23 protein-coding genes are annotated in these 26,173 nt (G+C 64.4%); 3 read left to right on the top strand and 20 right to left on the bottom strand.

Annotated elements, in window-relative coordinates:
• Positions 1 to 34: 34 nt before the first annotated feature.
• The 12 genes from ABKF58_RS01270 to ABKF58_RS01215 form a co-directional block, all read right to left on the bottom strand.
• Entirely contained in the window at positions 35 to 970 is a 936-nt protein-coding gene (locus tag ABKF58_RS01270) for a GGDEF domain-containing protein (protein ID WP_482583121.1), read from the bottom strand.
• Positions 971 to 1,092: 122 nt separating this feature from the next.
• On the bottom strand, positions 1,093 to 2,898 hold the full coding sequence (locus tag ABKF58_RS01265) for a sensor domain-containing diguanylate cyclase (RefSeq protein ID WP_482583120.1): 1,806 nt from the start codon (positions 2,896 to 2,898) through the stop codon (positions 1,093 to 1,095).
• A gap of 275 nt (positions 2,899 to 3,173) precedes the next feature.
• A complete protein-coding gene (locus ABKF58_RS01260) occupies positions 3,174 to 3,689 on the bottom strand; it encodes a hypothetical protein (protein WP_008953220.1) in 516 nt (171 codons plus the stop codon).
• A 23-nt stretch (positions 3,690 to 3,712) separates the two neighbouring features.
• Complete coding sequence (gene serB / locus ABKF58_RS01255; RefSeq protein WP_482583119.1) at positions 3,713 to 4,564, bottom strand: phosphoserine phosphatase SerB; 852 nt, start codon at positions 4,562 to 4,564, stop codon at positions 3,713 to 3,715.
• A gap of 175 nt (positions 4,565 to 4,739) precedes the next feature.
• On the bottom strand, positions 4,740 to 5,204 hold the full coding sequence (locus tag ABKF58_RS01250; protein ID WP_482583118.1) for a DoxX family protein: 465 nt from the start codon (positions 5,202 to 5,204) through the stop codon (positions 4,740 to 4,742).
• Complete coding sequence (locus tag ABKF58_RS01245) at positions 5,201 to 5,977, bottom strand: HvfC/BufC family peptide modification chaperone (RefSeq protein WP_482583117.1); 777 nt, start codon at positions 5,975 to 5,977, stop codon at positions 5,201 to 5,203. Before ABKF58_RS01245 ends, ABKF58_RS01250 begins: the two co-directional genes overlap by 4 nt.
• Positions 5,961 to 6,797, bottom strand: coding sequence for an MNIO family bufferin maturase (bufB, locus tag ABKF58_RS01240; protein WP_482583116.1), 837 nt, complete (start codon positions 6,795 to 6,797; stop codon positions 5,961 to 5,963). The genes ABKF58_RS01245 and bufB overlap by 17 nt, the downstream gene beginning before the upstream one ends.
• Before the next feature lie 69 nt (positions 6,798 to 6,866).
• Complete coding sequence (locus tag ABKF58_RS01235) at positions 6,867 to 7,124, bottom strand: BufA1 family periplasmic bufferin-type metallophore (RefSeq protein ID WP_482583115.1); 258 nt, start codon at positions 7,122 to 7,124, stop codon at positions 6,867 to 6,869.
• A 238-nt stretch (positions 7,125 to 7,362) separates the two neighbouring features.
• Positions 7,363 to 7,926 carry a 7-carboxy-7-deazaguanine synthase gene (gene queE / locus ABKF58_RS01230; protein ID WP_482583114.1) on the bottom strand — a complete coding sequence of 188 codons (564 nt, stop codon included), beginning with the start codon at positions 7,924 to 7,926 and terminating at the stop codon, positions 7,363 to 7,365.
• An 80-nt stretch (positions 7,927 to 8,006) separates the two neighbouring features.
• Positions 8,007 to 9,032: a 6-pyruvoyl trahydropterin synthase family protein gene (locus tag ABKF58_RS01225; protein ID WP_482583113.1), complete on the bottom strand. Its 1,026-nt coding sequence runs from the start codon at positions 9,030 to 9,032 to the stop codon at positions 8,007 to 8,009.
• A 2-nt stretch (positions 9,033 to 9,034) separates the two neighbouring features.
• A complete protein-coding gene (queC, locus tag ABKF58_RS01220; protein ID WP_482583112.1) occupies positions 9,035 to 9,727 on the bottom strand; it encodes a 7-cyano-7-deazaguanine synthase QueC in 693 nt (230 codons plus the stop codon).
• A gap of 367 nt (positions 9,728 to 10,094) precedes the next feature.
• Positions 10,095 to 11,504 carry an aminotransferase-like domain-containing protein gene (locus tag ABKF58_RS01215; protein ID WP_482583111.1) on the bottom strand — a complete coding sequence of 470 codons (1,410 nt, stop codon included), beginning with the start codon at positions 11,502 to 11,504 and terminating at the stop codon, positions 10,095 to 10,097.
• A gap of 103 nt (positions 11,505 to 11,607) precedes the next feature.
• On the opposite strand from ABKF58_RS01215, the gene ABKF58_RS01210 reads away from it, so the two are divergent.
• Positions 11,608 to 12,474, top strand: coding sequence for a DMT family transporter (locus ABKF58_RS01210; protein WP_482583110.1), 867 nt, complete (start codon positions 11,608 to 11,610; stop codon positions 12,472 to 12,474).
• Between the two features lie 67 nt (positions 12,475 to 12,541).
• On the opposite strand, the gene ABKF58_RS01205 is transcribed toward ABKF58_RS01210, so the two are convergent.
• From ABKF58_RS01205 to ABKF58_RS01185, 5 genes are all read right to left on the bottom strand, one after another.
• Entirely contained in the window at positions 12,542 to 13,225 is a 684-nt protein-coding gene (locus ABKF58_RS01205) for a type 1 glutamine amidotransferase domain-containing protein (RefSeq protein WP_482583109.1), read from the bottom strand.
• Positions 13,226 to 13,237: 12 nt separating this feature from the next.
• Positions 13,238 to 14,344 (bottom strand): N-ethylmaleimide reductase, encoded by a 1,107-nt coding sequence (nemA, locus tag ABKF58_RS01200; protein WP_482583108.1) that lies wholly within the window; start codon positions 14,342 to 14,344, stop codon positions 13,238 to 13,240.
• Positions 14,345 to 14,369: 25 nt separating this feature from the next.
• Positions 14,370 to 15,110, bottom strand: coding sequence for an NADPH-dependent oxidoreductase (locus tag ABKF58_RS01195; RefSeq protein WP_482583107.1), 741 nt, complete (start codon positions 15,108 to 15,110; stop codon positions 14,370 to 14,372).
• An 89-nt stretch (positions 15,111 to 15,199) separates the two neighbouring features.
• Complete coding sequence (locus tag ABKF58_RS01190) at positions 15,200 to 15,805, bottom strand: TetR/AcrR family transcriptional regulator (protein WP_482583106.1); 606 nt, start codon at positions 15,803 to 15,805, stop codon at positions 15,200 to 15,202.
• A 244-nt stretch (positions 15,806 to 16,049) separates the two neighbouring features.
• Positions 16,050 to 16,934 carry a LysR substrate-binding domain-containing protein gene (locus ABKF58_RS01185; protein WP_482583105.1) on the bottom strand — a complete coding sequence of 295 codons (885 nt, stop codon included), beginning with the start codon at positions 16,932 to 16,934 and terminating at the stop codon, positions 16,050 to 16,052.
• 144 nt (positions 16,935 to 17,078) lie between these two features.
• Here ABKF58_RS01185 and ABKF58_RS01180 point away from each other — a divergent pair, with 144 nt between their 5' ends.
• Entirely contained in the window at positions 17,079 to 17,369 is a 291-nt protein-coding gene (locus ABKF58_RS01180; RefSeq protein WP_482583104.1) for a hypothetical protein, read from the top strand.
• Positions 17,370 to 17,377: 8 nt separating this feature from the next.
• Positions 17,378 to 20,125 carry a D-2-hydroxyglutarate dehydrogenase YdiJ gene (gene ydiJ / locus ABKF58_RS01175; RefSeq protein ID WP_482583103.1) on the top strand — a complete coding sequence of 916 codons (2,748 nt, stop codon included), beginning with the start codon at positions 17,378 to 17,380 and terminating at the stop codon, positions 20,123 to 20,125.
• 598 nt (positions 20,126 to 20,723) lie between these two features.
• Here the strand turns inward: ydiJ and mgtA are convergent.
• The 3 genes from mgtA to ABKF58_RS01160 all read right to left on the bottom strand — a co-directional run bounded on the left by mgtA (position 20,724) and on the right by ABKF58_RS01160 (position 26,016).
• Positions 20,724 to 23,177, bottom strand: a complete 2,454-nt coding sequence (gene mgtA, locus ABKF58_RS01170; RefSeq protein WP_482583102.1) for a magnesium-translocating P-type ATPase — start codon at positions 23,175 to 23,177, stop codon at positions 20,724 to 20,726.
• Between the two features lie 45 nt (positions 23,178 to 23,222).
• Positions 23,223 to 24,716: an RNB domain-containing ribonuclease gene (locus ABKF58_RS01165; RefSeq protein ID WP_008953200.1), complete on the bottom strand. Its 1,494-nt coding sequence runs from the start codon at positions 24,714 to 24,716 to the stop codon at positions 23,223 to 23,225.
• Positions 24,717 to 25,365: 649 nt separating this feature from the next.
• Positions 25,366 to 26,016, bottom strand: coding sequence for a flavin reductase family protein (locus ABKF58_RS01160; protein WP_482583101.1), 651 nt, complete (start codon positions 26,014 to 26,016; stop codon positions 25,366 to 25,368).
• Positions 26,017 to 26,173 lie beyond the last annotated feature (157 nt).

Raw genomic sequence — 26,173 nt, 5'->3', positions numbered from 1 at the left:
TCAGAACAGGGGGCCGCATGGCCCCCTTGTCATTTCAGCTTTGCATGATCAGCTGGTTGCCGCCGCGTGCCTGGGCGACCTGCAGCGCCAGATCCATTCTTTCCAGCATCGCCTTGGGCGAGCGTTCCTCCTGCCGCAGGCTGCTGCCGCCGATGCTGGCGGTGTGATGCTCTTCCTTACCATTGCGCACCAGCGTCAATTGCGACAGTGAGCGCAGCAGGCGCAGGGCGAAGAGCTTGCTGCCATCCAGCGTGGTGTTGGGCAGAATCATCACCAGGGCGCCGTCTTCGCGTTTGGCGATCAGGTCGCTCTCGCGCGAAGCCTGGATGCACAGGCTACTGGTCAGCTGGTGCAGGTGAGAGAGGCTGTTGTCGTTTTCCTGATCGGTCTTCTGGTCAGGTTCGTCGAGCCGCAGCAGCAGGCCGGCGAGGGGGCTGCCATAGCGGTGGGCGCGCCCCACCTCGGTCTGGGTATTGCTCATCAGCGAGCGGATACCCATCACGCCACTGATCGAATCTTCCATCTCGTGTTGCTGGATTTCTTCGCGCAGCGTCTTGACCAGCTTGAGGGTGCGGTTGAGCAGCTGGCGTTCGTAATCGAGCAACTGGCCGAGAATCTTGTTTTCCGACTGGTCGCTGAAGCTGACCACCAGCAGAGGGCGATCGATCTGCGGCAGGCGGCGCATCAGCAGCGAGACTTGGAAGGGGCGGCCGCTTGACGAGCGTAGCAGACAGGGATGGTTGTAGAGCATGCCACGCTGTTCCAGCGCCTGCATCAGCGTCCGTCCATCCGGATCGTCGGCGAGGAAGGGGAAGAACGGCTGGCCGGCCAGCTCGTTGTAGGGTATCCCGAGCAGGATGGACGACAGCTGGTTGGCGTGAATGATGCGGCTATCGTCGGCATCGATCAGCAGCACCCCGCCGGGCAGGGTGTCGATGAGGGGTTGCAGGACTTCTTCGGGTAACTGCATGGCATCGTCCATAAAAGGGCTGTTGTCGTCCCGCCAGCCTCGGCCGAACCGTATCGCGCCGCGATGGCGTATCCGGTGCGGGCCCTTGCTACGGCTTGCTCACGACGCTTTCCGCGCTGGCTTCAGGGTTCGAGGCAATTCAGTGCCCGTGCCGGGACGACGCGGTTACGTCCGGTTTCCTTGGCCTGGTACAGCGCCAGGTCCGCGAGCTTGAACAGCCGGCCGATCAGCAGCGGCCTGTCCTGCGGGCTCCAGCAGGACACACCGATGCTCAAGGTGACCCTGATCCTGTCATCATGATAGCTGATGATCAGTTCGGCGATCTTGCGTTTGACCTGTTCGGCCAGTTCGATGGCTTGGGCATAGTCGCAATGCGGCATCAGGATGGCAAATTCCTCCCCGCCCAGGCGTCCCAGTTGCTGGGTCTCGCCCAGGCAGCTCTCGCAGGCCATGGCGACCTGCTGTAGCACCAGATCGCCGGCATCGTGGCCGTAGGTGTCGTTCACCAGCTTGAACATGTCCAGATCGATGATGGCCAGGCCGAGCGGCGTTCCTTGGCGCAGCGCCTGGCGATAGGCTTGCTGCGCCTGTTGCAGGAAGTGCGGGCGGTTGGCGACGCCGGTGAGGTCGTCGTGGGTGGCCCGTTCGTACAGTTCGTGCTGCATTTCCTGCAGCTGCTTCACCAGGCGTTCCGTTTCCTGCTTTTCCCGCTGCAGCTGCTGGTTGTGGCTCATGCGCTCGCTGATGTCGACCACGCTCATGACGATGCTGTGGTGGTCGTTGAAGCGCACCCGGCGCATCGAAACCTGGGACCAGAAGATCTTGCCGCCGCCGTCTCGCAGCTGGATTTCACGGTCGCTGATCCCCAGCCCCTGGTCGAGCAGGCTCTCGCAGCCTTCGACGTCGGCCGGGTCGGCTAGCAGACTGAGGATGCTGCGCCCGATCAACTCCGAGATGTGCAGGCCGAACAGGCGGCCGGCCGCCATGTTGGCGGTGGTGACCTCGTGTCTGTCGGGATGCAGGATCAGCACCCCGACCTGGATGGTATCGAGCAGCGCCTGGAGGTCCTGGTGCGTCGAGGCGAGCTTGTGCAGTTTCTTCTTCAGGTTGGCATTGGACAGCGCCAGCAGTGCGGTGTGCTCGTCGAGCTGCCGCCGCTCCCGGCGTGCCTGGTGGTGCAGACGGTTGCCGACGATGCCGAAGAAGACCAGCAGAGCGCTGAGCAGCGTGCTGCCCAGCAGCAGTAACGGCAGGCTGCGATCGGTGCTCCAGGTGCCTCGGGTCGAGACGGCCACCGTAATGCGCAGCGGGATGGAGGGGACGACGGCGCTCGCCTCCATGTGGGGCGCAGGCAGCAGCGTCAGCCACTGGGCCAGACGTCGCCAGGTCGAGAGGGTCTGGGTCGGGGCCGGGGTCGACTGGATGAGCAACTGGCCGGCGCGGTTGAACAGGCGGATCTGGCTGCCGGGCGTGTCACGCAGCAGCGCCGGCAGCCAGTCGGAGGCATTGAAGCTGCCGTAGTAGCTTGCGCGGCAGACGCCGCTGCGGTTGCAGGCCGGCAGCAGGAACGGGATGCGTTTGCTGACGGAAAACTGCAGGGGGGCGGGAGGAGGACGAACGGAGCGCCATCGGCGGGGTCGGAAACGAGCCGCCGTGCCAGGGCCTGAATGTGGAGGGGGGCGGTTGGAGCTGCCGCTCAGCGCGCGCGGCGCGCCTTGCGGCGGGATCAGCCAGAGTTCGTCGAGATTGTCGATTGGCGCTGGCAGCGCACTCGCCTCCCGCTCCAGCGCGCGTTGCTGCAGTGCCGTCCGGAGCAAGGTGAACTGCTGTTCGAACTGGATGCTGGCCAGGTTGAGCTGGGCTTGGGCCATGTTTTGGGCATGCTCTTCGATCGAGCGCGAGCGTGCGTGAAACAGGGCTGCGGTCATGAGCCAGATCAGGGCCAGTGCAGCACAGCAGCAGGCCGAGCAGAAGCGTGCGCCACTCCCGGCTGAGCCGGCGGCCGTAGGAGGGCTTCGGATCATCCGTGGTTAAGGTGAGGTGCATGAATCATCCCGACGCAATGATGTAATCATCATAAGTCGTTCCGTCCTGGTTGGGAATTGCGCGTGCCGAGTAAACCTTTTTTAAAGATAGACGGTTATTTTTAAATTGTTTTTTGATGTTGAATCAAGGCGAGGTGACGAATACCGGAGGAAGGGGATCAGCGTTCCTGGATGGCGCGGCGGTGGCGGCGGAACACCCACTTTTCCCATTGCAGATGGCTGGTTTTGTCAAAGGAGGGGCGGATGTCGGCTTGCAGCAGGTAGCCGGGCTGATCGGGCGAGGGCTCGCAGGCATCGATGCTGCCCGCTAGGCGCAGGATGAGGGCCGAGTCGCTGTTGGGGTAGAGCGTCAGCAAGACCGGTTCGCCGACTGGATAGGCGTGCTCGGAATGCCAGGCGATGGCGTCGAGGCCGAGCCGGCAGGGGGTGATGGCGGGGCGTACCGGGTAGCGCGAGGCGAGTACCAGTTCCAGCGTCAGGTCGATCTTGGCTTCCAGCCGCAGCAACAGCGGGTCGGCGTCGTCGGGGACTTCACCCGGCGAGGCGAGCAATTGCAGCGCCAGCCGGGTTTCGCGGTCGAGCCGGCCCTGGTAGGCGGTGTCGGCCAGGCGCTGGCAAGACAAGGGGAGGTCGGCATCGAAACTGGCGGTGGCCAGGGTGGGTAGTCTGCTCATGCGGTGTTCCTCCCTTTGCTCGGTCATGCGAACAGGTTGACGACTCCTTCCAGGCCGACATGGTTGAGCGCCACGTCGGCCTGGGCGCGTACCACCGGCTTGGCCTTGTAGGCCACGCCGAGGCCGGCTTCGGCCAGCATTTTGAGGTCGTTGGCGCCGTCGCCCATGGCGATGACCTGATCCGGCGCCAGCCCCAGCTCTTGGCGTACTTCTATCAGCAGTCGCGCCTTGGCGCTGGCATCGACGATGTCGCCTTTGACGTGGCCGGTGAGCTTGCCGTCGACCACTTCCAGCACGTTGGCGAAGGCGTAGTCGAGCCCCAGCTCGGCTTTCAGGCGCTCGGTGAAGAAAGTGAAGCCGCCCGAGACCAGCATGAAGCGCACGCCGTTGGCCTTGCAGGCGGCGAGCAGGGTGTCGGCGCCGGGCGTCAGCCTGACCCTTTCACGATACACCGTTTCCAGCGCGCTTTCTTCCAGCCCGGCCAGCAGCGCCACGCGTTCCTTGAGCGAGGCGGTGAAGTCGAGTTCGCCGCGCATCGAGCGTTCGGTGACTTCCGCCACCAGGTGCTTGACCCCCACCATGTCGGCGATCTCGTCGATGCATTCGATGGTGATCAGTGTGGAGTCCATGTCCGACACCACCAGGCCGAAATCGGCGAAGCGGCGCCCGCTCGGGACGAAGGCGGCGTCCAGGTTGTGCTGTTCGCAGTAGGCGATGATGTCGGCGCGGCGGGCGGGGTCGACGCCGTGCAGGCGGGCCACGCTGTCGGAAACGCGTTCGATGTCGGTGGTGCCGCTCAGCTCGGCGACGGCGGCGAGCGGGCTGGCGGAGAGGAGCGGGGCCTGGAGGACGAGGGTGTAGGGCGAAGACGACATGGTTCGAGGATCGGTTGCAAGCGAATCTTTGATTATGCCACGCGTTCGGCGCATTCCAAAAAGCATTGGCCACGCGAGTGCCAGGACGCGACCAGGGCTCGCCGGGAAAGCGGCGATGCGTACGCTGTCGGGGCAACACCGCCGACAGGGGAGGCGCTTTCTGGGCGAAGGGGGATCAGTCGTCCTGTGGCGGCCGGCTCCACCACGACAGCAGCCGGTCGAGCGACAGCTGGCCGGGGCCGCTGCAGGCGATGACGGCCAGCAGCATGCCCCAATAGTAATGGAACTGGCGCGTGGTCTCGGTCAGGCCGGGGTAGCTGATGACCGCGGTCAGGTTGACCACGAACAGGCCGGCGGCGGCGAAGCGGCCGGTAAGGCCGATGGCCAGCAGCGACGAGAACACCAGTTCGCCGAAGGTGCCCATCACCGCCGCCACGGCCGGCGGCAGCAGCGGTACGTGGTATTCCTCGGTGAACAGCAGCAGGGTGGTGTCCCAGTCGGCGATCTTGGTCAGGCCGGAGGAAAAGAACACGTTGGCGACCCACAGCCGCAGGAACAGTAGCACCAGCGGCCGCAGGCCGTCGGCGAGGTGGAGCAGCGGAGATGCCAGTTGCTCGACGCGCTGGATCAGGGTTTTCATGGCAGTTCTCCCGCAGGCAGCGTGATGGAGGACAGCAGATTACGTTGCAGTAGCTGGCCGAGCAGGGCTTGCAGATCGAACGAAGGGCCTAGTCGCAGTGCCGCGTCGGTGGCGGCTTCCAGCGTGACGCCCTGCTGCAGCGCCAGCAGGAAGGCTGCCGGGGCCGAATCCAGGCGCTCGACGCTGACCGTGCCGGCCGAACGCGTCACCAGCGCGGTTTCGGCGCTGTCGCCGAGGCGCTCGGGGAGGGGCACGCCGCTGTCGGGCTGGTGTGCCAGCCAGAGGGTGGCGATGGGCCAGGACGAGGCGACGACGGCGACGTCGTCGGCCAGCTCGAAGCGCAGTTCGCCCCAGCGCTCCGGCTCCAGCGTGGCCAGCACTGCTAGGTCCGGCGTGGTGGCGTCGGCGGCGTAGTAGCTGCGGTGCACCCGCCACTCCAGCCGCGCCACGTCGGCCAGGTAGGGCAGATGCCGGACGTGCTCGAAGCTGTCGAGGAAATCGCCCAGAGCGGCGCCGTAGCGGTGCAGGTTGCCGGAGTGCGAGGCGTGATGCTTGACGTACTCGCGCGCCAGCGCGCGGAAGAATTCCTCGCCGACCAGTTGGCCCAGCACCGGGTAGGCGTAGGCCAGCGTGTCGATCAGCCCGACGCGGTAGTTGTTGCGGTACACCGCGAGCCCGGCCGCGGACAGGCCAAGGTTGGCCGAAGGGGCGTGCCGCTCGGGGGCGGCGATGGCCTCGAGCAGCGCGCTCGACCAGTCAGTCCACGAGGTCATGGTGTCGCTCCTGCAGGATGGCCTGGGCTTTGGCCGCCTCGCCGCACAGCACGTCGAGCGGCGGGATGTCGATGTCCCATTCGATCAGCGTCGGGCGCGGGCCGAGCCGCGCCACAGTGGCGCGGTAGAGCTGCCACACCGCTGCGTAGACCGGCTGGCTGTGGGTGTCGACCAGCAAGCCGTCGCGCTCCGAGTAGCCGGCGAGGTGGATTTCGCCGATGGCGTCGGGCGGCAGCGCGGCGATCACCGCGTCCACATCGGTGCCGAGGTTGACCTGGTTGACGTAGAGGTTGTTGAGGTCGAGCAGGATGCCGCAACCGGTGCGCTTGACCAGCTCGGCCAGGAACTCGCCCTCGTGCATCTCGTTGCCGGGGTATTCGACGTAGCTCGACAGGTTTTCCAGCAGGATAGGGCGGCGCAGCGCGTCCTGGGTCTCGGCGACGTGGGCGCTGACGGCGTCCAGCGCATCGCGGGTGTAGGGCAGCGGCAACAGGTCGTTGACGAAACGCGTGGCCGAGTGGTTGAGGCACAGGTGCTCCGACACCGCCGCCGGGTCGAGCGCGTCGACCAGCCGCTTCAGCGAGGCCAGGTGCCCGGCTTCAGGGCGTTGCGGCGAGCCCAGCCCGAGGCCGACGCCGTGCAGCGACAGCGGGTAGCGTTCGGCCACGCGGTGCAGCATGGCGAGCGGCTGGCCGCCGTCGAAGAAATTCTCGCTGTGCACCTCGACCCAGCCCAGCTCGGGTTGCTGCTGCAGCACCTGCTGGTAGTGCGGGGAGCGCAGGCCGATGCCGGCGCGGCAGGGGAGTCGGGTCTGGGTCATGGCGGGCTTTCGGGAGGGGGAGGCTTCGGCCCCGCGTCGTGATGGGCGCCGGGCCGAAGGCCGGGAGGCTTACTTCTTGCCCGGCTGCAGGCTGCCGCCCATCTTGTCGCAGCTGCCCTTGGCGACGAATTTCCAGTCGTTCGGGTCGTTGTCGACCTTGGCCCGGCCGGCGCAGGAGTGGGTGCCCACCACCGAGGCGCAGTCGTTCTTGCCGGCTTTGGCGACGCCGAAGCATTTTTCCTTCTCGGCGGCCACGGCGGGGGCGATGGCGCCCATGGCGACGACGGCGCCGAGGGCGGAGGCGATCAGGGCACGGGATGCAGTCATGGTGTTTCTCCTAAGTGATGGGTGGGGTAGGCGATCCGGCCGGTGGCCGGACTTGAGCGTTGGTCGTGCCGCCGTGGTGTTTCTTACAGAATATTGCCGGGCGGTTGCGACGGGGCTGTTGATTGGTCAGCTCAGGCGGGCATTCATTACAGGGATACACGAAAAAAAGATCAAGCGGGGCGAGCCGACAAGGAAAAAGCCGGAACATCCGGCTTTTTGGGCATGGGCAATCCCATCCTCAACGAATGTTCAGCACCTTGTGGGTCTGCACTGACAGCCGCCATTGCGGCTGTGCCATGCAATAGGCGATGGCGGCGCGGGTGTTGGCGGCGACGTCGGGGCCGTCCATCGGCTGCAGGTAGAAGTTCTGAAAGGCGAGCCCGGCTACGCTCTCCGGCATCAGCATCGGCTGCGGATAGACCAGCTTCAGCTCGTGGCCGGAGGTCTGCAGCAGCGGCGCGCCGGCCTTGGGGCTGACGCACAGCCAGTCGATACCGGGCGGGGCGGCCACGGTGCCGTTGGTTTCCACCGCGATTTCGAAGCCGCGCGCGTGCAGCGCGTCGATCAGCGGCGCATCGAGCTGCAACAGCGGCTCGCCGCCGGTACAGACCACGAACGGCGTGCCGCCGACGCCGGCCGGCCATGCGCCGGCGATGCGCTCGGCCAGTTGCTCGGCGGTCTTGAACTTGCCGCCGTCCGGGCCGGTGCCGACGAAGTCGGTATCGCAGAACTGGCAGATGGCCTTGGCGCGGTGGCGTTCCTTGCCGCTCCACAGGTTGCAGCCGGCAAAGCGGCAGAACACCGCGGCGCGGCCGGCACTGGCGGCCTTCGCCCTGCAGGGTGTAGAAGATTTCCTTCACCGTGTACATGCTTTCCCCCTTGCTACAGCAGCGGCCAGCGCATGTTGTCCTTGAACAATACCGAGACGCCGCGCTCGTCGCGCTCCATCAGGTCGACGCGCGCCAGTTCCGGCACCAGCGGCGACAGCTCGGCGTGCACCCATTCCGCCACCGAGGCGGGGTGGCCGTTGCGGATGCCGGCGAGGCGGTCGAGCGGGTTGTGGTCGAGCTGGCGGTAGACCGGCTTGAAGCGGTCCTTGACGTCGCCGAAGTCGAGCAGCCAGCCCATCGCGCCGTCCAGCTCGCCTTGCAGCATCAGCCGGATCAGGTAGCTGTGGCCGGTGTAGTTGCCCTCGGCGTCGAACGGCACTGCGCTCTCGAAGTGCTGTTCCTTCCAGATGCGGAAGGTGCGGCCGTCGAACTGGCTGCCGGCGGTGTGCGTCTCGCGCACCTCGACCCAGGCCAAGCCGGCGAGATCGGCCGACAGCTCGCGATAGATCCACTGCGCCAGCACCTCGCTGGTGGGGTTGGCGAGGCCGGGGATGTCGTTGAGATAGCGGTGGTTGAGGCGCAGGAACAGCCGTCCCCAGGCCGCCGCCAGGTCGACGTGGTTGGCCGAAGCCGCGTCCGCCACCAGCCGCACGCCGAAGCCGTGGCCGTGCAGGCGGCCGCACTTGTGGCCGGCGGGCACGTGCGGCAGCTGGTGCGCCGCCTCGAAGCCGGCGTTGAGCCAGACCAGGCGGGTGCCGTTGTCCAGGATCACACCGCGTTCCGGTGCGCTGGTGAGCGTCAGGCTGTGCGGAAAGCTCAGTTGTTCCGACAGGTGTTCGGCGATGGCCAGGTCGTCCACCGTCGCCATGCGCTGGTTGAGCGAGGCATAGTTGAGCGGCTGCACCGCGCGCTGCAGCGTCTCGGCCAGGCCGGCCTGGTTGGTGTGGATGTTCTCCACGCGCAGCTGCACGCGGAAGCTGTGGCCGTGCAGGCTGGCGAACTGCGGCTCGAACCAGTCGGCGGGCAACTGGCGCGCGGCTTCGAAGCGCGCGCCGGCGAGAAGGTAGGATGCGTGCATGATCAGCCCTGGCGGAAACGTTCGACCAGCGGGTCGGCGACGCCGGCCTCGGCAAAGCCCTTGGCGCGCAGTTCGCAGGCGGCGCAGTGGCCGCAGGGCGGCTGCTCGCCGTTGTAGCAGGTGTGGCTGAAGGCCATTGCCGCCATGGCCCCGACCTGTTGCGCCAGCCGCACCGTGTCGGCCTTGGACAGGTACATCAGCGGGGTGTGCAGTTCCACGCGGGCATCGAGGCCCAGGCGCAGCGCCAGCTCCAGCGCCTTGAGCGTGTTCTCGCGGCAGTCCGGGTAGCCGGAGTAGTCGGTCTGCGCCACGCCGGTCACCAGGTGGCGCGCGCCGCGGGTGTAGCCGAAGGCGGCGGCGAAATTCAGGAAGATCAGGTTGCGGCCCGGCACGAAGGTGTTGGGCAGCGCGGTGTCGTCGTCGGCGCGGGCGCCGCTCTCGGGCTCGATGCTGGCGTCGGTCAGCGCGTTGCCGCCGATGGCGGCGAAGGTGTCGATCGGCAGCACGGTGTGCGGCACGCCGGCCAGCGCGGCGATGGTGCGTGCGCTGTCGAGCTCGACGCGGTGGCGCTGGCCGTAGTCGAAGGTGACGGCTTCCACGTTGTCGGCGCCGAAGCGCTGCAGCGCCCAGTACAGGCAGGTGGTGGAGTCCTGGCCGCCGGACAGGACGACGAGGGCTTTGTCGCTTGAATTCATTACGGTTTCCATCGAAAGACAGTCGAGGTCACGCGGCACGCGGGATCGGTCTCACCCGGCACCGGCGGCGTCCCCGCAAGGGGCCGGCCGAACCCGCTAATGTAGCAGAAACGCGCCGTTTCGGCCAGATGACGGGGGTATCGCCGGCCCCTTGATTTCGTTATGGCCTATGCCCGCGGGGTCTGCCGCCATGGGGCCGCTCGGAACCCGTTCCCGATCTGTCGTGGGGGGGCTCAGCGGGGTGAAGAGCCATGCAGAAACCGGCATGTACGGGAGGACCTGAGGATTTCGGTGCGCTGAGCGAAAGATTCGCACGCGGTGCACATGAGCCAGATCGGGGCTGCGCAGCAAGATCGGGAACGGGGTCTCAGCCGTGCAGCGTGTCGCCCATGACCTGCCACAGGCCGGCTTCGCCGCATTGCGCCACGTTGAAGCGCAGGTGGCGGCTGGGGGTGCCCGCCGGGCTGAAGTAGCGCCCCGGCGCCAGCAGCAGCGAGGCGGCGCGGGCGCGTTCGACCCAAGCGTCGAGATCGCGCCCGGGCGGCGCCTCGGCCCACAGCAGGAAGCCTTCCGCCGGCTCGTGCCACAGCGTGAAGCCCAGGGCCTTGAGGCGGGCGATGGCGTCGGCGCGCAGCGGCTCCAGCCGTTTGCGCAGGCCGTCGACGTGTCGCCGGTAGCGCCCGCCGGTGAGCAGGCGGTAGACCAGCGTTTCCACCGCTTCCGGGGTGGTCATGCCGCTGATCAGCTTGATGTCGGTGAGGCCGGCGATGCGTCCGGGATCGGCGGCGATGTAGCCGCAGCGCAGGTTGGCCGACAGCGTCTTGGTGAAGCTGGCGAGGTAGATCACCCGCGACAGTCCGTCGAGCGCCGCCAGCCGCACGCCGGGGCGCGCTTCGAAGTCGGCGTAGATGTCGTCCTCCACCGCCAGGCAATTCCACTGTTCCAGCAGCTTGAGCACCTGGTGTGCCACCGGCAGCGTCAGGGTGCTGCCGGTCGGGTTGTGCAGCGCGCTGACGGTGAGGAACAGCCGCGGCCGGTGCTGGCGCAGGGCTTCGGCCAACCTTTCGGTGTCCGGACCGTGCGGGGTGCGCGGAATGCCGACCACGTTGACGCGCGCCAGCCGGAGCGCGGCGTGGAAGTTGTAGAAGCCGGGGTCGTCCACCAGCACGGTGTCGCCCGGCGTGGTGACGAGGCGCAGGATCAGGTCGAGCGCATGGGTGGCGCTGCTGGTGGTGACGAGCTGCGCCGGCGACAGCGTCAGCCCCTGGGCCTCCAGTTTCTGCACCAGCGCCTCGCGCAGTGGCAGGTAGCCCTGCGGGCTGCCGTAGCCGACCAGGCGCGGCGCGGCCTGGGAGAGGGCGCGCCACTCGGCGGCGAGTGGGCCGTCGGCCAGCCACGCCGCGGGCAGGCAGCCGACGCCCGGCTGCCAGCGCCGTTGCCCGGACAGGTTGAGCCGCATCAGCTCCACCTCTTGCGCCAGCGCACTGTCGGCCGGGTGCGCCTCGTGCCCGTGCGGCGTGCTGCGCTGGCCGGCGACGAAGTAGCCGGCGCCGTGGCGGGCCTGGATCAGGCCGCGCGCCACCAGCCGCTCGTAGGCCTCGGCCACGGTGAAGCGGCTCACCGGGTAGCGCTCGGCCAGGGCGCGGATCGACGGCAGGCGCGCACCGGCCGGCCACAGCTGGCGGCGGATGTTGTCGCTGCAGAAGTCGACGATCTGCGTGGTCAGCGGCACGGGCTGCGTGGCGGCGATCGGCCAGTTGTCGGCGCAAACTGTCATGGTGGTATGGCCTGTACAGTGGGGAAGTGATCGGTGTAACTGTCTGGATTATGGCAGACAGTTTGGCGTTACGCTCAAGGCTCTTCAACCTGGGGAGTGCATCATGAGCACGACGGCATCGCAGCCGCTGGCCGGCCTGTTGTGGGGGCTGCTCGGCGTGGCCTGTTTCAGCGGTACGCTGGTGGCGTCACGACTGGCCTCGTTCGAGCTCGACCCGATCTTCATCGGCTTGGGCCGCGCCTTGCTGCCCGCCGTGCTGAGCGGGCTACTGCTGTGGCTGACCCGTGCCGCGCCGCCGACCGGGGCGCAGTGGCGCCGCTTGGCGCTGGTGGCCGGCGGAGTGGTGATCGGCTTCCCGCTGTTTTCCTCGTTGGCGGTGGCGCGGGTGCCGGCGTCGCACGCCGCGGTGTTCGGCGGCCTGCTGCCGCTGGCTACCGCCGGCTTCGCCACCTTGCGCGGCGGCGAGCGGCCGCACCCCTTGTTTTGGCTGTTCGCGCTGGCGGGCAGCGCGCTGGTGGTGGGCTACGCCTGGTGGCAGAGCGCGGGCGGCTGGCAGGCGGCGGACGGCCTGATGCTGATTGCGATCCTGCTGTGCGGCGTCGGCTACGCCGAGGGCGGCCGGCTGGCGCGCGAACTGGGCAGCTGGCAGACCATCTGCTGGGCCTTGCTGCTGGCGGCGCCGTTCCTGCTGCTGCCGGTGTGGCTGACGCGCCCGGCGGCGATCACCCATTGGCAGACCTGGGCCGGTTTCGCCTACGTCAGCCTGGTCAGCATGTTCATCGGCTTCTTCATCTGGTATCGCGGCCTGGCGCTGGGCGGTGTGGCGCGGGTCAGCCAGGTGCAGCTGTTGCAGCCCTTCGGCATGATGCTGTGCGGCATGCTGGTGCTGGGCGAAGAGCTCAATACCGGCATGCTGCTGGTGACGGCGGGAGTGGTGCTGTGCGTGGCGCTGGGACGCAAGGCGGTGTGAGGTGCCGCCATGACAAAGGTTGGCCGAAGCCCGTTCTGACAGGGCTTCGGCCAACCTGCCGGCGCGCTCAGTGCGGCAGGCGGTGCAGTAGCGCTTCGGCCACGGCTTCCGACGAGGCCGGATTTTGCCCGGTGATCAGCAGGCCGTCTTCCACCGCGAAGGAGTGCCAGTCCGGCCCGCGCTGATACTCGCCGCCCTTGGCTTGCAGCGCGTCTTCGAGCAGGAAGGGCACCACGTCGGCCAGTCCGACCGCCTGCTCTTCGCTATTGGAGAAGCCGCTGACGCGGCGGCCGGCCACCACCGGCTGCCCCTCCGGGGTGAGTGCCCCGAGCAGGACCGCCGGGGCATGGCACACCGCGGCGACCGGCTTGCCCTGCGCCAGGAAGGCGGTGATCAGGGCCTGCGAGGTGCCGTCGTTGGCCAGGTCCCAGAGCGGGCCATGGCCGCCGGGGTAGAACACCGCGTCGAAGTCGTCGGCGCATACCGCGTCCAGGCGCAGCGTTGCGGCCAGTTTGGCTTGCAGCGCGGTGTCGGCGTTGAAGCGTGCGGTGGCCGGCGTCTGCGACTCGGGCAGCGCGCTCTTCGGGTCGATCGGCGGCTGGCCGCCTTTGGGCGACGCCAGCGTCACCGACACGCCGTGGTCGACCAGCGCGTAGTACGGCGCGGCGAACTCTTCGATCCAGAAGCCGGTTTTATGGCCGGTGTCGCCCAACTGGTCGTGACTGGTGAGAACGAACAGAACCTTGCTCATGATCGACCTTTCTCAATGTGACACGGCCAGCGCCAGATAGTCGGTATAGCCCTCGGCGCCGCCGCCGTAGAAGCTTTCCGGGCGCGGCGGGTTGAGTTCGGCGCCCTGCGCGAAGCGCACCGGCAGGTCCGGGTTGGCGATGAAGGGGCGGCCGAAGGCCACGGCGTCGATCAGCCCGGCGCCGATCAGCTCCTCGGCCTTGTCCACAGTGTAGCCGCCGGCGGCGACGATGGGGTGCGGGTAGGCCGCCCGCACGGCGCGGCGGAACTCGTCCGGCCATTTCGGACCGCCGGCCCAGTCCGGCTCGGACAGGTGCAGGTAGGCGATGTGGCGCTTGGCGATCTCGCCGATCAGGTACAGCGCCATCTCCTGCTGGTCGATTTCCGACAGGCCGTTGAACACCCCCAGCGGCGACAGGCGGATGCCGACGTGGGCGGCGTCCCATTCGGCAATCACCGCGTCCAGCACTTCCAGCACCAGGCGCGCGCGGTTTTCCACGCTGCCGCCGTACTGGTCGGTACGCTGGTTGGCCGCCGGCGACAGGAACTGGTCCAGCAGGTAGCCGTGCGCGGCGTGGATTTCCACCAGGTCGAAACCGGCGCGGCGCGCGTTGTCGGTGGCGCGGCGGTAGTCGTCCAGCAGGTCGGCGATCTCGGCGGTTTCCAGCGCGCGCGGGGTCGAGGTGGGCGCGCGCACCAGCTCGCCGTTTTCATCGCGGATGTTGGTGTTGCTGTCGGCCCGGATCGCCGACGGCGCCACCGGCGCCTCGCCGTTCGGCTGCAGGCTGGTGTGCGAGATGCGGCCGGTGTGCCACAGCTGGATGGCGATCTTGCCGCCGGCGGCGTGCACGGCGTCGTTGATCTCCTGCCAGGCGCGCACCTGTTGCTCGCTGTAGATGCCCGGCGCCCCGGCGTAGCCCTTGGCGGTGGGCGAGATGTGGGTGCCCTCGTTGATGATCAGGCCGGCGCCGGCGCGCTGGCGGTAGTACTCGATGGCGAGCGGCGTGGGCAGGTCATCCGGCTCGGTGTTGCGCAAACGGGTCAGCGGCGCCATCAGCACGCGGTTGTTCAGGGTCACGGCGCCAAGGCGCAGCGGGGTGAGCAGTTTGTCGGCTTGCATGGGGAGTCCTCTGGCTGAATTGGGGTTACTGGTCGAATCCGAAGCCCTGCTGGCGGGCCACCGGGGCCACTTGCGGGAAATACACCTGCTGGTAGTAGCGCGCGGTATTGCTGCTCCACGGCTCGCCGTCGTCACGGCCGATGCGCTGCCAGTGCGCGGCCAGCTGGGCGTCGTAGGCGGCGATGTGGCCGGGCAGGTCGGCGGCGTTGTACCGCTCGCGATGCGCGAAGCTCGCCAGCGGCAGGCGCGGCTTGATGTCGCCGGCGTCGGCGGCGTAGCCGATGGCCACGCCGGCCAGCGGGAACGTGAGTTCCGGCAGTTGCAGCAGGTCGATCATCGCCGCCGGGTTGCGGCGGATGCCGCCGATCGGCACCACGCCGAGGCCGGCCGAGCGCGCCGCGGTCATCAGGTTTCCCAGCGTGATGCCGGCATCCACCGCCGCCACGGCAAACCCCTCCACGCTGTCGTGGATCACCTGTTGCTTGCCGGCCCGCTCCACGCCGAGGCGGGTCTTGTAGAAGTCGGCCACCACGGTGATGAACACCGGCGCCTGCGCGATCCACGGCTGGCCGCCGGCCAGCTCGGCAATCTTCTGGCGGCGCGCCGCATCCTGCACCACCACCAGCGACACCTGCTGGCCGTTGATCGAGGTGGGGCCGTGCCAGGCCGCCTGGATGATGGCGTCCAGCACCTCGGCCGGCACCGGCTTGTCCTGGTAGCTGCGGATGCTGCGGTGTTGCTGCATCTGTTCGAGTGTCGCGTTCATCGATCGCTCCGTCGTTTCGAAAAGATTAGACCGGTCGTCTAGTTTCTGGGTCAAAAAAACCGCCTGCTCGCCGGCAAACGGTATCGCTCTCAGGCCGCGCTGCAGGGCAGCAGCAGGCCTTGGGTATGGATCATCGCGGCCTGCAACGGTCGCAGACTGTGTTGGGTCTTGTACATCAGCGCCGCGCCCAGCCACAGGCTGTAGAGCGCGTAGGCGGTGTCGTCCGGCGGCAACTGCGGCTTGATCGAACCGTCGGCCCGGCCCTCGCGGATACAGGCCGCCAGCCGCTGCACGATGGCCAGCATGCCCTCGTCCAGCGCCACGCGCATCGGTTCGGACAAGTCCGACACCTCGGCCGCCAGCTTCACCGCCAGGCAGCTCTGCGCCTCACAGCGCGCGTGGTTGTCCAGCCACTGCTGGAAGTAGGCCAGCAGCCGCTCGCGGCCATTGCCGACGCTGCCGTCGGTCAACAAGCCGCCGACACGCTCGCGGTAGCCGCTGAAGTAGCGTGTCAGCATCGCCACGCCGAAGTCCTCCTTCGACTTGAAGTAATGGTAGAACGACCCCTTGGGCACCCCCGCCTCGGACAACAGCTCGGTCAGGCCCAGCGCGGTAAAGCTGCGGCCATGGATCAAGCCCTCGCCGGTGGCGAGGATGTGTTCGCGGGTATCGGGGTGGTGTCGTTCTCGTGCCATGCTCGAACTCTATAACAAGTAGACCGGTTGGTCTAGTGTTTTTTGGAAAGGCTGGCGGCTGTTTGTTGTTCTGCGCAAATATAGTCGTAGACGATTTATTAAAGTCGTAGACAGATTATTAAAGTCGTAGACAGTGCCTGATTTGAACGAAAGCTCGCCTTGCGACGGGGCTAAGTGTCCTCTGAGTGAGTAAGCCCTTCTACCCGGCTGCAACCTCCACCAACCAGGGGAAGAGAGGTTTTACTCAGCAAGCGCTGAGCAGCCAGTCTCGAAATGCAGTCAAGGAGGGGAGCGAGGCATTTCTCGGGGGGTAAACCAGGTAGTAGCTGCGTGGGCTGGCGATGGCTTCACCAATGGTGATGAGTTCTTTGCGTTGCAGTTCGTCCGTTATCAGGGCCTGTGGCACCAGGCCGATGCCGATGCCTGCCCTGACCGCCTGGATCAAGTGGGACGTGAGTTCGAAGCTCGGCCCCAGACGCATTTGGCGATGATCGAGGTGATAGTGCGAGAACCACTCGGCCCAGGCCTGAGGATTGCTGGCGACCGTCAGCAAGGTCTGCTTCATGGCCCAATCCGGCGTTATCTCTTGGCTGTCTTCAACTCCGGACGGATCGACAATGGCAACGAGAAATTCGTTGTATAGCCGATGCGCCATCATCCCGGGCCAATCGCCGGTGCCGACGGTGATGGCGGCATCGATCTCGCTGGTATTGAAATCGATATCCCCTATTCGCGAATGGATGTGGATCGTCACTCCAGGGTGGCTTGCATAGAACTCATGCAGGCGCGGCAACAGCCATTTGGACCCGAACGTCGGCAGCGTTGCCAGGCGTAGTGCCCCGGTCCCTGATTGCGAAGACATGGCTTGCAAGGTCGCGCTACGGATGCGTCCCAACGCTTCGCTCAACTCCAGGTAGTAACGACGTCCCACATCGGTCAGCCTGACCGATCTTCCTTCGCGCCGGAATAACTTGAGCCCCAGATGCTCTTCGAGCGCCTGCACCTGGCGGCTGATGGCGCTCTGGCTGAGCGATAGCTCTTCCGCCGCACGCGTGTAGCTCTCATGTCGAGCCGCGGACTCGAATACCAACAGTAGCGACATCGAGGGTGTCAGGCGACGATGATTCATGAGTTTTACTCATTCTTTTGCTGTGAAATTGTCGTTTGTTGCCGCGAAGTGGCTCAGGGATACTAGCACCATTGTGGGAAAGCTACTCCCATCTCATGCAGACAGGTCAAGGTTTTTCCTGGACTCATCACTACGGTTGCCGCTATGTCGATTGCACTACTCACCCAAACAGACACAGAACTGCCCTCAACGACTCGTGCGTTTCTCGACGCGCTCAAGGCGAGTGGGTTTGTTGGAGAGATCAGTGCCGACTACGGCACTCGAACGGTGCTGTCGACGGATAACTCCATCTACCAGCGCCTGCCCCAGGCGGCGGTTTACCCTGCCGATGCCCACGATGTGCAGCGCCTGGCGGCTCTCATGGATACGCCGTCTTATCGGGATGTGGTGCTCACCCCCGTGGTGGCGGAACGGGCACCAATGGGCAATCGCTGACCCATGGCGTGGTGGTCGATCTCTCCCGTCACATGAACCGCATCCTGGAAATCAATGCCGAGGAACGATGGGTGCGGGTGCAGGCAGGGGTGGTCAAGGATCAGCTCAATGCGGCCCTCAAGCCGTATGGACTGTTCTTCGCCCCCGAGCTGTCCACGTCCAACCGGGCGACGATCGGCGGAATGATCAATACCGATGCGAGCGGGCAGGGGAGCTGTACCTACGGCAAGACCCGCGACCATGTCCTGGCGCTTGATTTTGTGCTGATGGGCGGCGAGCGCCTGCATGGCAGGCCACTTGATGAGCAAGAACTGGAACAGCAATGTGCTCGTCAGGACCGCGTGGGCAAGGTGTACCGTACGGCGCGCCAGATCAGCGAAGAAAAAGCGGCACTGATCGAAGCCAAGTTTCCCAAACTCAACCGCTGTCTGACCGGCTACGACCTGGCCCACTTACGCGAGCCGGATGGACGCTTCAACCTCAACAGCGTGCTCTGCGGCGCCGAGGGATCGCTGGGTTTTGTCGTCGAGGCCAAGCTCAATGTGCTGCCGATACCGAATTATTCGGTGCTGGTGAATGTGCGCTACGGCAGTTTCATGGATGCGCTGCGCGACGCGCGCGCCCTGTTGGCCCTTCAACCGCTGTCGATCGAAACCGTCGATTCCAAGGTATTGCTGCTGGCCATGCAGGACATCGTCTGGAATAGTGTGGGTGACTATTTTCCTCAGGACAAGGACCGCGAGACCCTGGGGATCAACCTCATCGAATTCAGCGGCGATGATGCCGAGCAAGTGAATGCCCAAGTGGCCGATTTCATCGCTCACCTGCGTACGGACACGACAGTAGAACGCCTGGGCCATACCGTTGCCGTGGGGCATGCCGAAGTAAAGCGGGTGTACGCCATGCGTAAGCGGGCAGTCGGCCTGTTGGGCAACATCCAGGGCGAAGCGCGTCCACAACCTTTCGTGGAAGACACGGCGGTGCCGCCGGAGAATCTGGCGGATTTCATCGCTGAATTCAGGGCGCTTCTGGATCAGTACAAGCTGCAGTACGGCATGTTCGGTCACGTCGATGCCGGCGTGCTGCACGTGCGGCCCGCGCTGGATATGAAAGATCCGCAGCAAGCCGCACTGGTCAGGCCGATTTCCGATGGCGTCGCCGCGTTGACGCAACGCTATGGCGGGTTGTTGTGGGGTGAACATGGAAAGGGTGTGCGCTCCGAGTACGCTCCGGCATTTTTCGGCGAGCTTTACCCGTCTTTGCAGCAACTGAAGGCGGCGTTCGACCCCTATAACCAGTTCAATCCGGGCAAGATCGCCACGCCGCCAGCCAGCACGATCCAGCTTTTGACGATCGACGAGGTGACCACGCGTGGGGAACTCGATCGGCAAATCGATGAGCGCGTCTGGCAGAGCTATGGAACCGCCATGCATTGCAACGGCAACGGCGCTTGCTACAACTTCGACCCCGATGATGCGATGTGCCCCTCATGGAAGGCGACACGCGACCGTGTCCATTCCCCGAAAGGGCGGGCGTCGCTGATGCGTGAATGGTTGCGTCTGCAAGGACAAGCCGGGGTGGGTGTGCTAGAGGTCGCGAGCCAGCGCCAGTCCTTTGTCGGAAGCTTCTTGCGGCGCTGGCGCAATAGCCGGGCCGCGCGGCAAGGCAGCCCGGATTTCTCGCATGAGGTATACGACGCCATGGCGGGTTGCCCGGCATGTAAATCCTGTACCGGCCAATGCCCCGTCAAGGTCAGCGTACCCGAGTTCCGCTCGCGCTTTCTGGAGCTGTACCACCGCCAATACCTGCGCCCTTTGCGCGATTACATGATCGGCTCGCTGGAATACAGCATGCCGTATCTCGCCAAGGTGCCGGCTCTCTACAATGGCCTGATGAGCCAAACTTGGGTGCGCAAACTCCTCACCCGGCATGTCGGCATTGTCGACAGCCCGCTGTTCAGCCGCTTCAAGCTGGCGGATACACTGCGCCGCTGGGATGTCCAGCCGGCCACGCCCCAGGCCATGTCCAGGCTGTCGAGTGAGCAGCGTGCCCGTAGCGTCATCCTGGTGCAGGATGCCTTTACGCGTTACTTCGAGACGGAGCTGTTCAGTGCCTTCATCGAGCTGGCCGCGCGTCTGGGCTATCAGGTGTGGCTTGCCCCGCTAAGCCCGAACGGCAAGCCGCTGCATGTGCAGGGCTTTCTTCACGCCTTTGCAAAAGCAGCGATACGCAATGCGCGCCAGTTGCAGGAAGTCGGCCAGTTCGACATCCCTCTGGTCGGCCTGGACCCCGCGATGACGCTGACCTACCGGCAGGAGTACGCCAAAGTGCCGGAAATGGGGACGCCGCCGCAGGTTTTGCTACCGCAGGAGTGGTTGCAGCAGGCATTGCCGGAGGCCGTCACGCAGGTCGGCACCCGCTACCGCTTGTTGCCCCATTGCACGGAAAAGACCAATGCACCGGACAGCAACCGGCAGTGGGAGCAGCTATTCAAGCGCCGCGGCTTGCAACTGCTGGTACAGCCGACAGGGTGCTGCGGCATGTCGGGCACCTATGGCCACGAAGCACGCAATGTGTCGACTTCCGAGATCATCTTCCAGCAATCGTGGGCCGCTCATGTTGACGCTCCGGCGAGTGAGGGCGAGGCGCTGGCGACCGGCTACTCATGCCGGAGTCAGACCAAGCGCTTTGCCGGCCGTCAGCTTCGCCATCCGCTGCAAGTCTTGCTGGATGAGGTGCGGGGCGGTGGGCGGTAGGGCGGTAGGTAAGTGGCTTCTAAGACTTGAGCGGGATCCTGCATACGGCTAGCCCTGCACGTCATTGTCTTCATAACAAATGCCCGTATTCTTATAGGCGGGCTCTGTTCATGAATTCAATAATGTCGATAGCGTCCGTCAAGGTGGTGTAAATTTCAGGGCCGAACTCTGGTCCGGTTTTCCAGGTTTACACGCCCAGTAGCGGGGTGTTGTCTGGCAGGCCCTCTGCAGGCTCCGCCATGGTGTGCTGCGGCCTGCATTTACACCACTTCCGTGGACTCTATCCTCGACCGCCGCGGCCGGTCTGCACATACTGTGGACAGGCCGGCCCTCGGTGGGGGCGGATTCAACCGAGGATGCAACAGCGTGGTGAAATCGTTGGACGCCTGTGTCGCGTGATGTCGGGTACCCCGGTGGTTGCTATGCATGGCGGGCGGCTTCGCAATCACCCCGAGCACGGCAGGGCTGGCGCTTGCTTGACTACATCAAGCCGCCCTGGCTCGAAAGCGGTGGCGACGATGGTGATTCGCCATCGACCATCGGTAAAAGCCTTGTTTAGCCAGTTCGACAACAAACAGATAGACAAGCACCATGCCACTCAGGATGAAAAAAAGCGGGCGGGCGGCGGTTCAAATCGGAAATGGACCCCTAATGGTGTGAACGGTAATAGCATCGCGACGGCCACCACCAGTAGCGATGTCGCCGTCAGAATCGGGTTGGCACGACTTTTCAGGGGGTTCCCGCGGGTTCGGATGATGAAAATCACCAGCACCTGGGTACACAGCGATTCGACGAACCAGCCCGTTTGAAACAGCTTTTCGTCCGCGTGCAAGACAGCCAGCATCACGTAGAACGTCATGAAATCGAACACTGAACTAATCGGCCCGATCACCAGCATGAAGTTGCGGATGAAACTCAGGTCCAACACTCGCGGGCTGGCAATTTCCTCGGCATCAACCTCGTCGAGCGGGATCGGCACTTCCGAGACGTCGTAAAGGATGTTGTTGAGCAGAATCTGTGTCGGCAACATCGGCAGGAAAGGCAGAAACAGCGAAGCGCCGGCCATGCTGAACATGTTGCCGAAGTTGGAACTGGTTCCCATCATGATGTACTTCATGATGTTGCCAAAAGTACGACGCCCTTCCAGTACCGCCTCATGCAGCACATGCAGATCGTGTTTCAGCAGGATCATGTCGGCCGCTTCCTTGGCGACATCCACCGCCGAATCGACCGAGATACCGACATCTGCCGAATGCAGCGATGGTGCATCGTTGATGCCATCCCCCAGGTATCCGACCACATGACCGCGCGCCTTGAGTGCCTGGATCACGCGATCCTTCTGGGCTGGATTGACTCGACAGAAGAGGTTAGCCGTTTCGACCCTGGCACGCAGGGTGTGGTCGTCGATCTGCTCGATTTCCTTGCCAGTCAGAAGTCCCGTGACAGGTATGTTGAGTTGGGTGCAGACATGCCGGGTGACGAGATCACTGTCGCCCGTAACGATCTTGATGGTCACCCCTGCGTTTTCCAGTGCCTTGAGTGCCGAGGCGGCGCTCTTTTTGGGCGGGTCGAGGAAGGCGGCAAACCCGGCCAGTACGAGTTCCGTTTCGTCACTCAGCACCGCGTGGGGATGATCCTGTGCCACCTGGCGCCAGGCGATACCCAGCACGCGGAAGCCTTCCGCCTCGAGGGCGTGGTACTGGGTCTGAATCACCGATCGGGCGGACTCATCCAGCGGGCGCTGGAGTGGGCTACCTTGCGTTTCATAATGGGTGCACAGGCCGACTATTTCATCGGCCGCTCCCTTCACTACCAGCCACCGGTCTTGGCCGTTATCCAGCAGCACCGAAACACAACGACGCTCGAAGTCGAATGGGACTTCATCCACTTTTTTCCAGGACGTCACGTCGACATGTTGGTGGTTGAGGATAGCTTCATCGAGAGGGTTCTTCAGGCCGCTTTCGAAGAAACTGTTCAAATAGGCGAGTTCCAACACCCGCTCGCTCGATTGGCCTTCTGCATCGACATGCCGTTCCATCGTGATTTTGGCTTCGGTCAGCGTGCCCGTTTTGTCCGTACACAGCATGTCCATCGAGCCCAGGTCCTGAATGGCCGCGGGTCGTTTGACGATCATGTGCTTCTTGGCCATCCGCAATGCGCCACGCGCCAAGGTGACCGAAATGATCATCGGTAAGAGTTCCGGCGTCAGGCCCACGGCGAGCGCTACGGCGAACAAGAATGAATCCAGCCACGGCTTGTGAAACCAGAGATTCACGAGCAATACGAACAGCACCATCAACACCGTCAAGCGCATGATCAGCATGCCGAAGCGGCGCGCGCCCAGCTCGAACGATGTCGCGGGCGCTTGTCGGGAGATGCTGTCCGCGATTTCACCAATGGCGGTCGCTGTGCCGGTCTTGACTACGAGGATACGGGCGCTGCCGCTGATGACCGAAGTGCCCATGAATACCGCATTGGTCGCTTCCTGAATTTCAGTGGCCGTAGCAGGGAGCTCGCCAGGGTGCTTCTCTACTGGGTAGGTCTCCCCCGTCAGCAGCGCCTGCTTGACGAAGAAGTCGCGTGCTTCAAGAACGCGTCCGTCGGCAGGGATCAAGTCGCCGGCCGACAGCAACGCGAGATCGCCGGGAACGACTTGAGCTACCGAAATCTCCTTGCTCTGACTATCACGTACCACGATGGCGCGAATGGAAACAGATTGCCGTAGCTTATCGGCAGCCTGGTTGGCACGGTGTTCCTGCACAAAGTCCAGCGTGACGCTCAGCAGCACAATGAAGCTGATGATGAGGAAGTTTGTGACCTCTCCGGTAAAAGCCGAAACAGCACTGGCTACGAGGAGGATGAGGACCAGAGGGTTCTTGAAGCGGCTGAGGTACTGCCGTAGCAACGATTTTTCGTCTCGTTCCCGGAACAGGTTGGGGCCGAATTGGGCAAGCCTCTTTCTTGCCTCTGCACTGGACAACCCGGCATTGAGCTTGGAAAGATGGTCAGGTTCACCCGTCAGCGACTCAAGCCACCACGCCTTAGATTTCATAGAGCCGCCTTGGTATCGTCTGCTCATTCCCGCAAAACGCGGGGGTTAGTGTACGAGAACGAAGTCAATGAAGCCTCGCTCCACGGATGTGGACACCAATCGCACCCGTACTAGTTGCCCAACTTTCAACTCGGGCAAGTCGCCAGTCAGCCGCCCCTCCGCCGGCGGTTCAAAAATACGCACCCAACTGCCTTCGTCCCCGCTGCCGGTTATCAGGGCATCAAAGCGTTGTCCGATTCGCGAATGCAGCAGCAGAGCCGCTTCAGATTTGCGGAGCTGTCGCTCCACCTTTCGTGCGGCGTCTTCTTGCATGGTGCAGTGCAAGGCCAGTTCGTCCAGTTCATCATTGGAGTATGGCGACACGCTACCGGCCAGTGCCGCCTTAAGCAGACGTAATGTGATCAAGTCCGGGAAGCGCCGATTGGGTGCCGTAGAGTGCATGTAGTCCTGCACGGCCAGGCCAAAGTGACCGATAGGTGGCCCATGGGGCCGCTCTACCACGTATTCTCCCGAGCCCATCAGTTTTACGATCACGAGCGAAAGATCGGGAAAGCGCAGCGGGTCGGTCTTGTGTTGAAGAGCGAGAAAGGCTTCGAGCGCCTGGCCATCAGGCTGGCTGGGAAGCTGCGCGTTATAACCGTTGGCCACGCTGACGATGCGCTGCCAGCGTTCGGGCGAGCGCACCACCCGCCGCAGAGAGGCACTCCCTTGCTGAGCCAAGAAGCGTGCTGTGCAGCCGTTGGTGGCGATCATCAGTTCTTCGATCAGCTGACGTGCCCGGTTTTGCTCCTGCTGTTTTATGTCGGTGATTTGTTCGCCATGGAATACTGCCCTGGGTTGGAAGGTTTCAAATTCCAGGGAGCCCTGTGCACGTCGCAGCACCCTTAATTTTTGGGCAAGCTCATCCTGCATGCGCAACTGGGTGTTCATCCCCGTGATGCGTTGCGCCGCGGCGGGCAACTCGCCAGTCCCTTCGATCCAGGCGGAGACATCGTCATAAGCGAGCTGGGCCTTGTTGCGAACCAGGGCGCGGTAAATGGTCGGGTGGACCAGGACACCGTCGCAGGTGAACTCCATCTCGGTCACTAGGGCCAAGCGGTCTTCGTCGGGGTTGAGGGAAGTTAGATCGGTGCACAAACGTTCGGGCAGCATATGAAAAACGCGTGCCGAGGTGTAAACGGAAGTGGTGTTGACGCGGGCATGCTCGTCAATTTGTGATCCCTTTGTGATGAGTGCATCAACGTCGGCAACCGCTACGAATACCCGCACCGAACCTCGTGCCAGGGGCTGGATTGCCGTCAGTTGGTCAAGGTCACGGGAGTCGTCGTTGTCAATCGAACACCAGAGCAGCGCCGTCAGGTCCCGAATATGGCTATCCGACTCCCGGGCGGGCCCTTTCAGCCTGGCGAGTTCCTGCTGTACGCCGCGAGAATACTCTGGGTCAAGTCCGCGGCTGAACATTGCCAACGTGGCAATCGTGATGAGGTTTGTTCGGTGATTGCTTAATGCGTGACGCATCTTACCCCCGGTGGTCGTCATGCTCTATTCCACCATGAACGCGTGGCTGTCTTGGCTGGCCACCAAACAAACGACTTCCCTCAGCTGAGGCGGTCACGTGACTCATCAGTGGCAGGGGAGGGCCGACATCCGTCCAGAACCCTGCGATGGCGGATGGGGGCACAAGGCAAGCCGCCTGCCGAGACCAAGAATTGAATCCTTATTCGGCAAGACTGAAACATCCCATACTAGAAAAACCGCCTGCTCGTCCTGTCCATGGATCAAGCCATCCATCGCGGCAAACCGATCAGGAAACCATCAAGGCATCTTGTCCGAGGTGTGTTTCTTGCCCTGTTTCGCGGCTTTCTTCTCCTTGGGCGTCATGATGGGTGATTTCTTTGCTTCCTTGTTGCCTTGTCTGATCTTGCCCATGGTGAAACTCCTTGTGGATATCGATGTGTACACTGATCCTGATGCAGTATAGGACGCGCTACGGGCAGCACCATTTGGGGGGAGGGGGGCGGAGGTCGCCGGTTTCGAAACCAAGGGCACAATGCCGGCTTTAGCGCAGGCTCCGATTGCTTCTTCATGAATGTATTCGGAAGGCCCCGCAGAACCGGTGGCCGACGTTGTCGGTACGCTGTCGATACGACACGGCGTCAACGCCGGCCCGGCCTGCCGCGATTTGGCCTTACTGGGTGGCCCGGCCGGCCGAGCGGTCGTCCCAGCCGCTCGGCCGCGACAGTTCGAAGTTGGCTTCCGAGCGGGTCCGGCTGTACCACTTGCCGCCCATGCGGGCGATGATGTCGAGGCGGGCCGGGTCGACGCGGCCGCGCTCGTCCAGTATCGACTCGTCGATATGCGCTAGCAGCACTTCGCCCAGAATGATGTGGCACGACGGCTTGTGTTCTGGGTAGGGGTACAGCGCGGCCATCCTGCATTCGAAACTGACGCTGGCGCCGTCGACGCGCAAGGGCTGGACGTGTTCGGCCGCTTGGCTCGGGATGTGACAGCGCTCGAACTCGCTGATGCCGTGCTTGTAGCCGAAGGCGGTGGCGTTCATCTGGTCTGCCATGGCGAACGGCACCAGGTTGACGACGAACTCCCCGGTTTCCTGGATGTTGCGGACGGTGTCCTTGGGACTGCCGTCGCCTTGCACCAGGGGGGACAGCATCACCGTCGGCGGCGTCCCGGTCACCACCTGGAAGAAGCTGAACGGCGCCAGGTTGCTGATGCCCTGGGCCGAGCGGGTGGATACCCAGGTGATGGGGCGTGGGGTCACGGTGGCGGTGAGCCATTGGTACGCCAGCAGCGGATCGGTCTCGGTGAAATCGATAATCATGGTGTTGACTTGGTTGCGGGCAGGCCGGCCGAGGCGGTCGCCCTGCCGGGTAGGCAAGTGAAGGGAGGAGCGATAGCGGTAGCAAATATCGGCGCCGGTCGTCGGCCGGAGGCCCGCTCTCATCCCGGCCACAAGCATCATAACGGGAAAACGGGAT

This window comes from Pseudogulbenkiania sp. AW2-16, from assembly GCF_056824575.1.
Note: the sequence above shows the minus strand (reverse complement) of the source record. Positions and strands in the feature narration are given on the sequence as shown.

Excerpts from the sequence above, each read along its gene's own strand:
- queC (WP_482583112.1), bottom strand. The coding sequence starts at position 9,727 with ATGAATTCAAGCGACAAAGCCCTCGTCGTCCTGTCCGGCGGCCAGGAC.
- ABKF58_RS01260 (WP_008953220.1), bottom strand. The coding sequence starts at position 3,689 with ATGAGCAGACTACCCACCCTGGCCACCGCCAGTTTCGATGCCGACCTC.
- bufB (WP_482583116.1), bottom strand. The coding sequence starts at position 6,797 with ATGACCCAGACCCGACTCCCCTGCCGCGCCGGCATCGGCCTGCGCTCC.
- ABKF58_RS01165 (WP_008953200.1), bottom strand. The coding sequence starts at position 24,716 with ATGACGACCACCGGGGGTAAGATGCGTCACGCATTAAGCAATCACCGA.
- ABKF58_RS01235 (WP_482583115.1), bottom strand. The coding sequence starts at position 7,124 with ATGACTGCATCCCGTGCCCTGATCGCCTCCGCCCTCGGCGCCGTCGTC.
- mgtA (WP_482583102.1), bottom strand. The coding sequence starts at position 23,177 with ATGAAATCTAAGGCGTGGTGGCTTGAGTCGCTGACGGGTGAACCTGAC.
- ABKF58_RS01250 (WP_482583118.1), bottom strand. The coding sequence starts at position 5,204 with ATGAAAACCCTGATCCAGCGCGTCGAGCAACTGGCATCTCCGCTGCTC.
- ABKF58_RS01180 (WP_482583104.1), top strand. The coding sequence starts at position 17,079 with ATGTCGATTGCACTACTCACCCAAACAGACACAGAACTGCCCTCAACG.
- ABKF58_RS01205 (WP_482583109.1), bottom strand. The coding sequence starts at position 13,225 with ATGAGCAAGGTTCTGTTCGTTCTCACCAGTCACGACCAGTTGGGCGAC.
- nemA (WP_482583108.1), bottom strand. The coding sequence starts at position 14,344 with ATGCAAGCCGACAAACTGCTCACCCCGCTGCGCCTTGGCGCCGTGACC.
- ABKF58_RS01265 (WP_482583120.1), bottom strand. The coding sequence starts at position 2,898 with ATGACCGCAGCCCTGTTTCACGCACGCTCGCGCTCGATCGAAGAGCAT.
- ABKF58_RS01270 (WP_482583121.1), bottom strand. The coding sequence starts at position 970 with ATGCAGTTACCCGAAGAAGTCCTGCAACCCCTCATCGACACCCTGCCC.
- ABKF58_RS01215 (WP_482583111.1), bottom strand. The coding sequence starts at position 11,504 with ATGACAGTTTGCGCCGACAACTGGCCGATCGCCGCCACGCAGCCCGTG.
- ABKF58_RS01210 (WP_482583110.1), top strand. The coding sequence starts at position 11,608 with ATGAGCACGACGGCATCGCAGCCGCTGGCCGGCCTGTTGTGGGGGCTG.
- serB (WP_482583119.1), bottom strand. The coding sequence starts at position 4,564 with ATGTCGTCTTCGCCCTACACCCTCGTCCTCCAGGCCCCGCTCCTCTCC.
- ABKF58_RS01195 (WP_482583107.1), bottom strand. The coding sequence starts at position 15,110 with ATGAACGCGACACTCGAACAGATGCAGCAACACCGCAGCATCCGCAGC.
- ABKF58_RS01185 (WP_482583105.1), bottom strand. The coding sequence starts at position 16,934 with ATGAATCATCGTCGCCTGACACCCTCGATGTCGCTACTGTTGGTATTC.
- ABKF58_RS01245 (WP_482583117.1), bottom strand. The coding sequence starts at position 5,977 with ATGACCTCGTGGACTGACTGGTCGAGCGCGCTGCTCGAGGCCATCGCC.
- ABKF58_RS01225 (WP_482583113.1), bottom strand. The coding sequence starts at position 9,032 with ATGCACGCATCCTACCTTCTCGCCGGCGCGCGCTTCGAAGCCGCGCGC.
- ABKF58_RS01190 (WP_482583106.1), bottom strand. The coding sequence starts at position 15,805 with ATGGCACGAGAACGACACCACCCCGATACCCGCGAACACATCCTCGCC.
- ABKF58_RS01160 (WP_482583101.1), bottom strand. The coding sequence starts at position 26,016 with ATGATTATCGATTTCACCGAGACCGATCCGCTGCTGGCGTACCAATGG.